This window comes from Actinophytocola gossypii, from assembly GCF_025165815.1.
Taxonomy (GTDB): domain Bacteria; phylum Actinomycetota; class Actinomycetes; order Mycobacteriales; family Pseudonocardiaceae; genus Actinophytocola; species Actinophytocola gossypii.
In genome coordinates this window covers 1-11,682 of record NZ_JAFFZE010000029.1, presented here as the reverse complement: position 1 = coordinate 11,682, position 11,682 = coordinate 1, and the positions used below count along the sequence as shown (strand labels likewise).

The 11,682-nt window shown below is 73.0% G+C and carries 11 protein-coding genes and 1 pseudogene; 6 read left to right on the top strand and 6 right to left on the bottom strand.

Going from position 1 to position 11,682, the window contains the following annotated elements; translation table 11 throughout:
- Positions 1-93 precede the first annotated feature (93 nt).
- The 3 genes from JT362_RS32770 (at position 94) to JT362_RS32760 (ending at position 3,448) form a co-directional block, all read left to right on the top strand.
- Positions 94-900 carry a bZIP transcription factor gene (locus tag JT362_RS32770; RefSeq protein ID WP_260195766.1) on the top strand — a complete coding sequence of 269 codons (807 nt, stop codon included), beginning with the start codon at positions 94-96 and terminating at the stop codon, positions 898-900.
- Positions 901-1,153: 253 nt separating this feature from the next.
- On the top strand, positions 1,154-2,377 hold the full coding sequence (locus JT362_RS32765; RefSeq protein ID WP_260195765.1) for an ATP-binding protein: 1,224 nt from the start codon (positions 1,154-1,156) through the stop codon (positions 2,375-2,377).
- Positions 2,378-3,448 (top strand): tetratricopeptide repeat protein, encoded by a 1,071-nt coding sequence (locus JT362_RS32760; protein ID WP_260195764.1) that lies wholly within the window; start codon positions 2,378-2,380, stop codon positions 3,446-3,448.
- Here JT362_RS32760 and JT362_RS32755 read toward each other — a convergent pair.
- Positions 3,445-4,302 carry a hypothetical protein gene (locus JT362_RS32755; RefSeq protein ID WP_260195763.1) on the bottom strand — a complete coding sequence of 286 codons (858 nt, stop codon included), beginning with the start codon at positions 4,300-4,302 and terminating at the stop codon, positions 3,445-3,447. The genes JT362_RS32760 and JT362_RS32755 overlap by 4 nt on opposite strands.
- Before the next feature lie 223 nt (positions 4,303-4,525).
- Positions 4,526-5,686, bottom strand: coding sequence for a serine hydrolase domain-containing protein (locus JT362_RS32750; RefSeq protein ID WP_260195762.1), 1,161 nt, complete (start codon positions 5,684-5,686; stop codon positions 4,526-4,528).
- A gap of 121 nt (positions 5,687-5,807) precedes the next feature.
- On the opposite strand from JT362_RS32750, the gene JT362_RS32745 reads away from it, so the two are divergent.
- Together JT362_RS32745 and JT362_RS32740 are read left to right on the top strand one after the other, a co-directional pair.
- Positions 5,808-6,500, top strand: a complete 693-nt coding sequence (locus JT362_RS32745) for a response regulator transcription factor (protein ID WP_260195761.1) — start codon at positions 5,808-5,810, stop codon at positions 6,498-6,500.
- On the top strand, positions 6,490-8,106 hold the full coding sequence (locus JT362_RS32740; RefSeq protein ID WP_260195760.1) for a sensor histidine kinase: 1,617 nt from the start codon (positions 6,490-6,492) through the stop codon (positions 8,104-8,106). The genes JT362_RS32745 and JT362_RS32740 overlap by 11 nt, the downstream gene beginning before the upstream one ends.
- Here JT362_RS32740 and JT362_RS32735 read toward each other — a convergent pair.
- The 4 genes from JT362_RS32735 to JT362_RS32720 all read right to left on the bottom strand — a co-directional run bounded on the left by JT362_RS32735 (position 8,049) and on the right by JT362_RS32720 (position 11,433).
- The gene (locus JT362_RS32735; RefSeq protein WP_260195759.1) at positions 8,049-9,098 is read right to left on the bottom strand and encodes an alpha/beta hydrolase family protein; all 1,050 of its coding nucleotides are present in this window, start codon (positions 9,096-9,098) and stop codon (positions 8,049-8,051) included. The genes JT362_RS32740 and JT362_RS32735 overlap by 58 nt on opposite strands.
- A gap of 81 nt (positions 9,099-9,179) precedes the next feature.
- On the bottom strand, positions 9,180-10,166 hold the full coding sequence (locus JT362_RS32730; protein ID WP_260195758.1) for an ABC-2 membrane transporter-related protein: 987 nt from the start codon (positions 10,164-10,166) through the stop codon (positions 9,180-9,182).
- Positions 10,163-11,044 carry an ABC transporter ATP-binding protein gene (locus tag JT362_RS32725; protein ID WP_260195757.1) on the bottom strand — a complete coding sequence of 294 codons (882 nt, stop codon included), beginning with the start codon at positions 11,042-11,044 and terminating at the stop codon, positions 10,163-10,165. The genes JT362_RS32730 and JT362_RS32725 overlap by 4 nt, the downstream gene beginning before the upstream one ends.
- Positions 11,041-11,433: a GntR family transcriptional regulator gene (locus tag JT362_RS32720; protein ID WP_260195756.1), complete on the bottom strand. Its 393-nt coding sequence runs from the start codon at positions 11,431-11,433 to the stop codon at positions 11,041-11,043. The genes JT362_RS32725 and JT362_RS32720 overlap by 4 nt, the downstream gene beginning before the upstream one ends.
- 100 nt (positions 11,434-11,533) lie before the next feature.
- On the opposite strand from JT362_RS32720, the pseudogene JT362_RS32715 reads away from it, so the two are divergent.
- Positions 11,534-11,682 (top strand): annotated as a pseudogene (locus tag JT362_RS32715) (FAD-dependent oxidoreductase); the annotation flags it as partial.

Below are 11,682 nucleotides of genomic sequence, written 5' to 3'. Positions count from 1 at the left end.
CAGCGCCTCTCGACCCGTCTCCCGATGGTATCGGACCGTAATCGGGAGCCGTTACCCGCTCACATTGCGAGACGGGCGCGCTACCGTTGCGCCATGGCTGGGCGGGTCTGGATGTGGTTGCTGGAGTTCGCTCCTACCCAGGAGGCGGTGCGGCGCGAGGTGAAGGTCGCGGTGGACCACGTCATGGACACCACCGAGGACGCGCTGACCAGGCAGCGGGAGCGGCACCGGAGCGCGCTGCGCCGGGCCGACGAGCGGGCCGAGGAGCTGCGCGCGCGGGTCGACGAGCTGATCGCGGCCAACGCCGAGCTGACCATGGCCAACGAGTCGCTGCGTGCCGAGGTCGCCGAGGCCACCGACGCCGCCCGGCTGGAGGCCGACCGGGAGGCCGCCGAGCTGGCCGCCGCCGAGCTGGAGGCGGCCAAGCGGTGGGACGGCGCGAGCACCGACGTGTTCTGCTGCCAGTCCTGCTGGTCGTTCTGGTTCCTCAGCACCGCGCCGGACCGCACCAGCTGCGTGGTCCGGGGCCCGTTCGGCCGGGTCGCCACCGGCTGCTCGGTGTGCGCGGAGCCGATCGTGGCGCTGCCGGCGGCCAAGGGTGTGGTGCTCCGCAAGCAGGCCGACGACCGGATCAGCCGCCCGCGCCGGGGCGGCGAGGAGGCTGCGTCGGAGGCCGCGATCGCCAGCGGTGAGCTGGCCGCGATCGCCGAGGGTCTCACCCGGCTACCGAAGGTGACCAGCCGGACGGTCGCCTGGGTGGCCGCCGACCTCACCGGGGCGCCGGAGCTGCCGGCCACGGTGCTCGCCGACATCGCGGCCAACACCACGATGCCCGTGCCGCTGGACGGCATCGTGGCGGGTATCCGGGCGTTCATCGAGGTCAGGGCCGGTCGAGGGTGAGCAGGGGAATCCTCGTCGGTGTCCTTGTGCTGGCCGCAACGACCGTGTCGTCCGCGGTGACCGCGTCCGGCGCCGTGGTCGAACCGCCACCACCGGAGCGGGACTGACCAGGGCCTGCGACGGCTGGGGCGACGAGCTGAGCACCGTCCGGCGCGACGAGTACGTCGTACCCGACGACGCCGACGGGTACCTCTACGAGACCTGCTGACACCCTCCCTAGGATTCGCGGCGTAGCCGAACGGGGGAGAGCGCCGTGACCGATGCCCTGCTCGCGAGCCTGCGGCGAGCCGTGGAGGCCGCCCCGGACGACCTGCCCCTGCGGCTGCACCTGTCCGGCCTGCTGGTCGACCAGGGCCTGGGTGAGGAGGCGGTGGCGCACCTCGCCGTGGTGCTCGCCGCCGAGCCGGGCAACGAGCGGGCCCGCGCGCTGATGGTGGGGGCGGTCGGTGCCGCACCGCCCGCACCGCCCGCACCGCCCGCACCGCCCGCTCCTTCGCCGGAACCGCCCGGGTTCGACTGGCGCCGGGCGGAGGAGGACCTGGGCGACGTCACGCCGCCGATGTTCGTCGACGAGGACGCCGAGAGCACCGACGAGCCGGCCCACGAGGTCGAACGCTCGACCGTGACGCTGGCCGACATCGGCGGCCTCGCGGAGGTCAAGGCACGGCTCGAGGCGGCGTTCCTCGCGCCCATGCGCAACCCCGAGCTGCGCAGGCTCTACGGCAAGAGCCTCAAGGGCGGCCTGATGCTCTACGGCCCACCCGGCTGCGGCAAGACCTTCCTGGCCAAGGCCGTTGCCGGCGAGCTCGGTGCCCGGTTCATCTCCGTCTCGCTCGCCGACGTGCTGGAGATGTGGATCGGCAAGAGCGAACGCAACCTGCGGGACCTGTTCGAGCTGGCCCGCCGCAACGCGCCGTGCGTGTTGTTCCTCGACGAGGTGGACGCGATCGGGCAGAAGCGGACCAACCTGCGCAACAGCGCCATGCGCTCCACGGTCAACCAGCTGCTCTCCGAGCTGGACGGGGTGACCGCCGGCAACGAGGGCGTGTTCGTCCTGGCCGCCACCAACGCGCCATGGGATGTCGACGTCGCGCTGCGCCGCCCCGGCCGGCTGGACCGCACGCTGCTGGTCCTCCCGCCGGACCGGCAGGCGCGCGAGGCGATCCTGCGCTACCACCTGCGGCACCGGCCGGTGTCGGGCATCGACGTCGGCGGCCTCGCCAAGCGCACCGACGGATTCACCGGCGCCGACCTGGCACACGTCTGCGAGACCGCGGCCGAGCACGCACTGCTCGACTCGGTGCGCAGCGGGAACGCCCGCATGATCGAGATGCGCGACCTCGAGGCCGCGCTCGGCGAGGTGCGGCCGTCGGCGCGGCCGTGGTTCGACTCGGCCCGCAACGTGGCGCTGTTCGCCAACGAGGGCGGCGAGTACGACGAGCTGCTCCGGTACCTGAAGAAGAACCGGCTGGCGTAGGTGGCCACCCTGGCGAAGGCCAACGCCCTGATCGACCTTGGCCGGCACGCCGAGGCCCGCACCGAGATCACCGGCTACCTGGCCGGCGAGCCGGACTCGGTGACCGCGCTGTGCCTGCTCGCCCGCTGCGAGCTGCGCCTGGGCGACGCCGACGCGGCGGTGGACGCGGCCGACCGCGCACTCGCCACCGAGCCCGAGTCCGGCTGGGCGTTGCGCCTGCGCGCACTCGCCCTGTCCACCCGGGGCGACCACCGGGACGCGGCGGCGACCGCGGTCGAGGCGGTCCGCACCGACGCACAGGAGTGGCTGAACCACTACGTGCACGCCCGGACGCTGCTGGCCGCGGGGGACGCCCGCGGCGGCCACGACGCGGCCCGGCGCGCGGTCGAGCTGGCGCCGCACGAGGCCGACGCGCACCTCATGCTCGGGGTGGCCGCGCGGGCCCGGCGGCGCAGGTCCGAGGAGCGGGCCGCCTACCAGGAGGCGCTGCGGCTGGACCCGGAGTCCTCGGACGCGCTGAACAACCTGGCCGCCATGGACATCGACCGCGCCCGGCTCGGCCGCGCGGCCCGGGCGGTGACGGCGGGCCTGCGGCTGAACCCGACCGAGGAGACGCTCCGGCGGAACCTGGACGCGGTGGCGCTGCGGCTGATGGGCCGGCTGCTGGTGGTCGTGCTGGTGACCGGGGTCCTGCCGATGGTGGTGTTCCTCGCGAGCGAGGTCGACACCTGGTGGGTGCGCGCGTCGGTCGGAGTGGTGCAGCTCGGTGCGTACACGTTCGTGGCGTGGCTGACGCTGCGGCACCTGCCGGCCGGGGCGCGCCGGCACCTGCGTGGCCTGCCCGGACGGATGAGCTGGCCGCAACGGCTGCTCGGTGTGGTGCTGGTGGTGTTCACCCTCGCGCTGATGTTCGCCGCGTTCGCGCCGGGCCGGGTGTGGATGGCGGGCGCGGGCGTGATGGCGGCGATCCTGGGGCTGATCCTGCGTGGGCTGCAGATCGCGTTCGTGGTGTGGCTCGTGCGCGCCGCCTACCGGGCGGTCACCGGCCCGTTCCGCCGCCGCCGGTCCTAGCCGTCGCAGGCGGTGCCGTCGCCGTCCCGGTCGAGGCCGTAGACGTCCTCGCCGACGACCTGGACCGGGCCGTTGGCGTAGGCGGGACCGTTGCCGCTGCCGCCCGCGCAGTCGACGTCACTGGCGATCGGGACGCACCCGCTGTAGTTGGGATCGCAGGCCGGTTCGGGCTCCGGCTCGGGTTCGGGGGCGGGCTCCGGCTCGGGCTTCGGCTTCGGCTCCGGCGGCGGAGCCGGCTGGTCGGTGGTCCTCGGCTTCGGCTTGGGCTTCGGCGTGGTGGTCGTCGTGGTCGGCGGTGGCGTGGTCGTGGTGGTGGTGACCGGTGCGGTCGTCGTACTGTCGGCCGCGACGCCCGATGACGGGGCCTCCTCGTCCTCACCGCCGCCGAGCGCCGCGAAGAACACGACGAGCACGAAGACCGCGGCCCCGATCCAGAGCGGCCGCCCGACCTTCCGCCCCGGCGCGGCCGGGACGGGTGGCCGCACCGCACCCAGGACCACCGTGGGCTCGTCGGCCGGCGTCACCGGCAACGCGTCCGGGTCCTTCGGCATCCGGAGGGTGATCTCCAGCCCGCGGGCGCCGGAGTGGATCGTCGCCTCCGCCCCGGGTCGACCGCCGCCCGCGGCCACCCGCGACACCAGTGACCCGTACCGCTGGGTCATCAGGTGGGTCAGCTCCCCGACCCGCTGGCCGTCGAGCCGGACCTCGATCGCCCGCTCCCCGCGGTACTTCCCGGACCGGATCGTGCACCAGCCCAGCTCCACGGCGACCGTCGCCCCGGGACGGTACCGGGCCAGCGCCGCCTGGTGCTGGTTCTCCCCGGTGACGGTGACCTGCGCCTCGGACCCCACCATGACCAAACCAACCGACGAGTTCTCGACCACGAAACACTCCAGGAATGCGCGGAACATATGACGTCCGAGTGCATCGCGGAAAATCCCGCCGCGTTACGCGAAATCCGACAAGTGACCTCCCGTGCTCGCGTGGGAACAGTCAGCGCGCGATAAATCGCGGCGATTTCGTCCGGCCGTCGGGTGAAAATCTTGCCGACAGGACCGGGAGGTGCTGTCGAACTGATCAGCCGCGCGCGTGCCGGCTGATCAGTTCGTGCGCCTTCTCCGCGATCGGCTTGGTGCTCCGATCTCCGTAATTGCCGAGGATCACGGCCACCCAGTCGGACTCGGGGAACCAGTCCAGGTTGCAGGAGACGCCGTAGGTGGCACCGCCGCTGTGCCCGACCATCCACTCGCCGTTCAGCCGCTCCACCGCGGTCAGGTAGCTGTGGAACCTGGTGTTGTCCGGCGACAGCGGCACCTTCGGGCTGCCGGCGAGATGCCGGAATTCCACGCCGAGCAAACGATTGCCTCCCATCAGCTTCGCGAACCGGGCCAGGTCCGCCGCGTCGGCGAACGACCCGCCGGGCGGCGCGCCGACGAACGGCGCGAGCTCGAGGCCGTCGACCAGCGCGCCGGACTCGTCGCGGTGGTAGGGGTGCGCGAACCCGCGGTCGGCACGCCACCTCGGCTTGGTGTAGAAGTCGGAGCTCGTCATTCCGGCGCGTTCGAAGACGTGCTCGCGGACGTGGTCGTAGTAGGACCGCCGCGCGACCTTCGCCACGATCGCGCCCAGGATGAAGTACCCGGCGTTGCTGTAGATCGAGGCGTTTCCCGGCGGCGCCTGGAGTTCGCAGCGGCGGACGAACTCCAGCGTGTTGTCCCAGAACTCCTCGACGCTGTCCCAGTGCCGGGACTGTTCCAGGTACTCCTGGCTGTGGAAGTCGCCGAGCCCGGAGGTGTGCGTGAGCAGCTGGTGCACGGTCACGTGGTCGGCGACCTCGGGAGCGAACCCGTCGAGATAGGCGCCGACCCGCTCGCCGAATCCGACCTCGCCGCGCTCGGCGAGCTGGGCGATCGCGAGCGCGGTGAACACCTTCGTGATCGAGCCGAGGATGAATCGGGTCTCCGGCCCGTTGGGGATCCGCCGCGCCCGGTCGGCGAACCCGTGGGAGCGCGCCAGCACCGGCCGGTCCCGGTGGGTCAGCAGCACCGTGCCGGCGAACCGGTCCTCGGCGGCCAGCTCGGCGAGGTACCGGTCGAACTCGCCGCCGGGCCGCAGCTCGTCGGGAATCCGCCCGGTCGTTGCCGCGGCGTCGGACGCGCCAAGCACGCCGCCGGCGAGCGGGGCGGCGCCGAGCGCGGCGAGGACGGTCCGCCGGGACGGACGGTGGTGTTCGGTCATGGGTTCGGCTCCTGTTCCTCGGGTTCCGGACAGGAGCGAGGCTGTCCGCGGCAGGTCAGGATCTGGTCAGGAACGCGGCTCTCACGGCTGATTCTCAGGTACGTGCGTGAGACTTCCCGGCATGCCAGCCCGAATCCTGGTCGCCGAGGACGACCGCAAGCAGGCGGACCTGATCCGCCGCTACCTGGAACGCGACGGCCACCTGGCCACCGTCGTGCACGACGGCCGGGCCGCCATCGAGCACGCCCGGCGGTGCGCGCCCGACCTGCTGGTGCTCGACCTGACCCTGCCGGCGGTGAACGGCCTGGACGTGTGCCGAACCCTGCGGTCCGAGCGCGACCTGCCGATCGTCGTGCTCACCGCCCGCGCCGGCGAGGACGACCTGGTCCTCGGTCTGACCACGGGCGCCGACGACTACGTGACCAAGCCGTACCGCCCGCGCGAGCTGCTGGCCAGGGTCCAGGCGGTGCTGCGCAGGTCCGGCCGCGTCGGTCCGGAGCGGTACCGGATCGGCGGCCTGCTCGTCGACACCGCCCGGCACGAGGTCGAGGTCAGCGGTGAGCCGGTGCGCACCACACCCGCCGAGTTCGCCCTGCTCGCGTGCCTGGCAGCCGCGCCTGGCCGGGTGTTCACCCGGCAGTTGCTGCTGGAACGTCTCGGCGGCTTCGACCGCGAGGTCACCCGCCGCACGATCGACACGCACGTGCTGAACCTGCGCCGCAAGATCGAGCCGGTGCCGGCCAGGCCGAGGTACGTGCTCACCGTGTACGGCGTCGGCTACAAGCTGGGGGACGGGGTGTCCGGTGCGTCGTAGCCTGCTGCCGCGGCTGCTCGGCCGGTCACTCGCGGTGGCGGCCATCGCGGCCGTCGGCACCGCCCTGCTGACCACCCGCGATCCCGGCGACGACACCCCACTCCTGTCCACCGACGCCGAGATCCGGGACGCGCTGTTCACCCACGCGAACGAGCACCGGAGCTGGAACGGCGTCGAGCCCCTGGTCCGCGCGCTGGCCGACCGCACCGGCCGCCGAATCGCCCTCACCACCCCGGACGGGGAACGGATCGCCGACTCCGCCCCGGTCGCCGCACTGCCCTCGACGCCGGCTGCCCGCATCGACGCCTCCGCGCCGCCGGGCCGGGACGTCACCCCGCGCCCCACCGTCGTCGCCCGTTCCGCCGGGTTCCAGCTCGGCTTCTATGTCTGGCAACTCACCGACGAGGAGCGCCGCCACCGCGAGACCCTGGCCGCCGAGGCAGCGGACTGCCTACGCCGCGACGGAACCACCCCCACCCGCGTCCACCACCGGCCGACCGCCGCGGCCCGTCCGTCGGGGGACCCCTGTGTTCCGTCCGAGCTGCACGCCCCGTCCGCGGCCGGCCGTCGCCTCGCCGCCGAGGTCGCCGCCTGCCAGGACGCCCAGTGCGTCCAGTCGGCCCGACAGTCCTATGTGGCCCCACCGGCCGACCTGTGGCTGGGCGTCGGCGACCGGTTCGACCCCCTCGCCCCCGACACCCGTTGGCACACCCTCGCCACGATGGCCGCGATCCTCCTGCTGGCGGCGGCCGTCACCGTCCCCGCGACCCGCCGGCTGCTCCGCCCGGTCCGGGCCGTCACCGCGGCCGCCCGCCGCCTCGCGTCCGGCGACCACGCCCCCCGCGTGTCCGTCCGGGGCGACGACGAGGTCACCCGCCTCGCCGTCACCTTCAACACCATGGCCGCCGCGATCGAGGAGCGCACCCGCCACCGCACCGCCCTGCTCGGCGACGTGGCGCACGAGCTGCGCACCCCGCTGACGAACGTCCGCACCCACCTGGAAGCCGCCCAGGACGGTGTGCTCCCCATGGACCCCGCCCTGGTGCGTTCCCTGATCGAGGAGTCGATCCTCCTCGACCGGCTCGTCACCGACCTGCACGACCTCTCCGCGGCGGAGTCCGGCACCCTCCCCGTCCACCTCGAGGACAGCGACCTCGCCGACCTCGCCGCCCGGACCGTGTCCGCCCACCGCGCCCGTGCCGAAGCGTCCGAAGTGGACCTACGGCTCACCGTCCCCGGTCCGGTCCCGGTCCGCGCCGACCCCGCCCGGCTGCGGCAGGCACTGGGCAACCTCGTGGCCAACGCCCTCCGCCACGCCCCCGGCGGCATCGTCGAGGTGACGGTCACCGCCGACCCCGTCTCGGTGACCGTCACCGACACCGGCCCCGGCATCGCCCCCGAGCACCTGCCGCATGTGTTCGACCGCCACTACCGCGCCCATCCCACCGGCACCGGCCTCGGCCTGGCGATCACCAGGCACATCGTCGAAGCCCACCATGGGACCGTCGAGGTCACCAGCACCCCCACCACGTTCACCGTCCACCTACCTCACCCCACGACGCTCACCTCGGGGAACCGCGACGACGGCCGCTCCAGCAACGGCTGACGCTCGCCGCGCAGGTGCAGGTCGAAGAAGGCCCGGACGTACCGGCGGGTGATGGCCGCGCCGCGGTCGCCCCCGGTGTCCGCGCCCAGGTCGAGCCCGAACTGCTCGGCGAGCACCCCGATGTCGGTGAACGACGCGTGTTCCATGCCCGCCACCACCAGCCAGCGTCGCCACCCGGTCAGCCGCGGCCAGCTCTGCTCCCACGACTCGGCCGCCCCTCCCGGGGTGCCGGGCGTGTAGGTGTTCGCCCGGCCGAGGAACATGAACGGGCGGTCGAGACCGGAATCGGGGATCGGCGCGTCGAGCGTGCCGTCGATGTCGACGCCGGCCCGGATCCGGTGGTCGGCGAGCATGGCGTCGATCGTGCTGGCTCCGCCGACGGAGTGGCCGCCCATGGCGATGTGCCTCGGGTCGATCAGGTGAGCGCCGCGCCATCGCGGGTGCGGGCCGGTCAGTTCGTCGAGGACGAACGACACGTCGGCGGCCCGGCCGCGGGACAGCTTCCGCCAGAACGGGAGGTCGTACTGCCCGCACGCGGCGCAATCGGTGACCCGGCCGTCGGGGAACGTGGTGACCACGTTCTCGTAGGTGTGGTCGACGACCGCGACGACGTAGCCGTGGCTCGCCAGGTCCTCGGCGATCGAGCTGAGCGTGGCCCGGGGCTTCTTGAACCCCGGCGACAGCACCACCAGCGGGCGGCTGCGCGGCCGGCCCGACGGCCGGGCGTCGACGACGGCGTTGGTCCGCACCGTGCTCAGCGCGTCCGGCGGCACGGTGGTGATCCCGCCGTCGGCCAGCAGCGCGCGGGACTCCGCCGGGGTCAGGTACTTCTTGACCGGCCCGGCCGTGGACGCCGTCGGGTAGAACAGGGAGACCATCAGCTCCCTCGAGTCCACATCGGACATCCAGGGGTCCGGTCGGGAGGTGTCGTTCAGGTAGACCGAGGTGACGCCGACCTCGTGTCGCCCGGTCGGGTCGGGCAGGTGTGGCACCGGGGTCTCGGCGACGGCCGGCGTCGACGACAGCGCGACGGTCAGTGCGTGGCGAGAGCGAGCGTGCGCAACGGTGTCTCCTCAGGACAGTCGGCGGAGGTGGCGGAAGCAGAACCAGCTCAGTGCGGCCGACAGCAGGAGGTAGAGCCCGGTCTCCATCCACTGCAGGGGCCAGAACCGGCTGCCCGGCTGGTAGGTCAGCTGCTGCTGGTAACCGAGGTCGCCCAGCTGGGAGACGCACGTGACGACGCTCTGCCGGTCCGGCGGTTCGCCCTCGCCCGGCGCCGGTATGCAGTGCTGCACCTCGGCGGGCAGCGGACGTACCGGGTCGCCGGACGCGTCGACCGTCTCGTTCGTCAGGACCCACGCGCCGGCCGGCTCCTCGACCGTCACCGCCTCGAGCACGCCCGACTCGTCGCCGATGATCTGTTTGAGGTTCTGCTCGGTGATCGGCACCGTCTCGTCGGTCGGGGGCAGCACGTACGGGCGGACCAGGAACGGGACCGCCAGCAGCACGGCGGCGAACGCGACGAGGGTGACCGCCATCGCGGCCATGGTGCGGCGCAGCACGATCCCGGCCGCGACCCCGAGTACGAACGCGAACACGGCGTACCCGACCGGCACGATGCCGCGCGCGCCGAACACCGGGGGTGCCATGCGGTTCAGCATCGAGGACTGGCGCTCCGCGCTCGCCAGCGCGTCGATCGGGCTCGCCCACCAGGTCACCGCGACGCTCAGCAGTGCCGCCGCGACGGTGGCGGCCAGCACGCCGGTGCCGAGCTTGGTCGCGAGCCACCGTCGCCGGGTGACGGTCTGGTTCCAGACCAGGCTGTGCGTCCCGGTCTCCAGCTCGCGGGCGACCATCGGCACGCCCCAGAAGGCCCCGAGGGCGGCCGGCAGCAGGTACATCAGCAGCATGGTGCCGCCGAAGAGGAAGTCCACGTCGGTGAAGCTGGTGCGCCCGACCAGGTCGGGGCCGGTGATCGCGAGCACCACGACGACCGCGGCCAGGGCGGCGAACACCGACAGCGCCTGCACGCGGAACTGGCGCCAGGTCAGCCAGGTCATCGGAGCACCTCCAGGGCGGGGCGGGCGGCGGTCGGGTTGCTCATGTACGCCAGGACCAGGTCCTCCAGCGTCAGCCGGCCGACCGTCCACGTGGGATCGAGCACGGGTGCCTCGGCGCGGACCAGGACGGTGGTCTGGCGGTCGGTGTGACTCGCGGAGACGACGTGCTGGTCGGCCGGCAGCGTGTCGAGGTCGCGGCGCGGGCCGGTGAGCCGGAGGTGGCTGTCCAGCAGGTCCTCGACCTCGCCCACGACCCGCACCTGGGAGTCCACCAGCACGATGAGGTGGTCGCAGACCCGTTCCAGGTCGCTGACCAGGTGCGAGGACAGCACGACCGACAGCCCGTGTTCGGCGACGGCCTCCATCAGGTCGGCCAGGAACTCCCGTCGGGCGAGCGGGTCGAGCGCGGCCACCGGCTCGTCGAGCAGCAGCAGCTCGGGGCGTTTCGCGAGCCCGATGGTGAGCGCGAGCTGGGCGCGCTGGCCGCCGGAGAGCTTGCCGGCGTGCTGGGCCGGGTCGAGCCCGAGCCGGTCGACCCGGTCGCGGGCGAGCGCGTCGTCCCAGCGCGGGTTGAGGTGCGCGCCGAGGCGCAGGTGCTCGGCGACGGTCAGGCCGGGGTAGACGGGCGTGTTCTGCGCGACGAAACCGACCTTGGCCAGCTGTCCCGGGCCGCTGCCCGGCACGCCGCCGCACACCTCGATGGTGCCGGCCGTCGGCGTGAGCATGCCGGCGGCGAGGTTCAGCAGGGTCGACTTGCCGGCACCGTTCGGGCCGACGAGGCCGCTCACATGGCCGGCGGGGATGTCGAGGGCACAACCGCTCAGTGCCCAGCGGCGCTTGTACTTCTTGCCCAGACCCTGGGCGCGCAGCACGGTCACGCTATGTCCTCTCTGGCCGAGGAGCGAAACGTGGTCATGAACAGCGCCTCGATGCTCTCCTCGTCGAGCCCGGCGCGGCGGGCCTTGCCGAGCCAACGGCGCAGGTCCTGGCGCAGTGGCCCGAGCGCGGGCAGCGAGCCGCCGGCGAGCGTGGCCGTCACGAACGTGCCGACGCCGGGCCGCGCGGTGACGAGCCCGTCGTGCTCCAGCTCCCGGTAGGCCTTGAGCACCGTGTTGGGGTTGATGGCGAGGGCGGCCACCACGTCCTTGACCTTCGGCAGCTGGTCGCCCTCGTGCAGCAGACCCAACCGCAACGCGTGCCGCACCTGTCGGACCAACTGCTGGTACGGCGACAGGCCGGACCCGCCGTCCAGATGGAACTCGATCACGACTTCCTCCATTTACCTAGTTGCCTAGTACTATAGAACCATAGGCAAGTGGTGGTGAAGATCGGGTGCGGTTGGTCCCGGTCCGGCCGGGTATGCCGAGCAGATGACACGTACCGAGGTGGCGGACGCGGTGGTGGTGGGTGCGGGTCCGAACGGGTTGGTGGCGGCGAATGTGCTGGCTGACGCGGGGTGGGATGTGCTGGTGTTGGAGGCGGCTGAGGTGCCGGGTGGCGCGGTGCGGACGGCGGA

Bases quoted from the DNA above. Each gene is read 5' to 3' on its own strand.
- JT362_RS32770 (WP_260195766.1), top strand. From the start codon at position 94: ATGGCTGGGCGGGTCTGGATGTGGTTGCTGGAGTTCGCTCCTACCCAG.
- JT362_RS32755 (WP_260195763.1), bottom strand. From the start codon at position 4,302: ATGGTGGGGTCCGAGGCGCAGGTCACCGTCACCGGGGAGAACCAGCAC.
- JT362_RS32750 (WP_260195762.1), bottom strand. From the start codon at position 5,686: ATGACCGAACACCACCGTCCGTCCCGGCGGACCGTCCTCGCCGCGCTC.
- JT362_RS32745 (WP_260195761.1), top strand. From the start codon at position 5,808: ATGCCAGCCCGAATCCTGGTCGCCGAGGACGACCGCAAGCAGGCGGAC.
- JT362_RS32730 (WP_260195758.1), bottom strand. From the start codon at position 10,166: ATGACCTGGCTGACCTGGCGCCAGTTCCGCGTGCAGGCGCTGTCGGTG.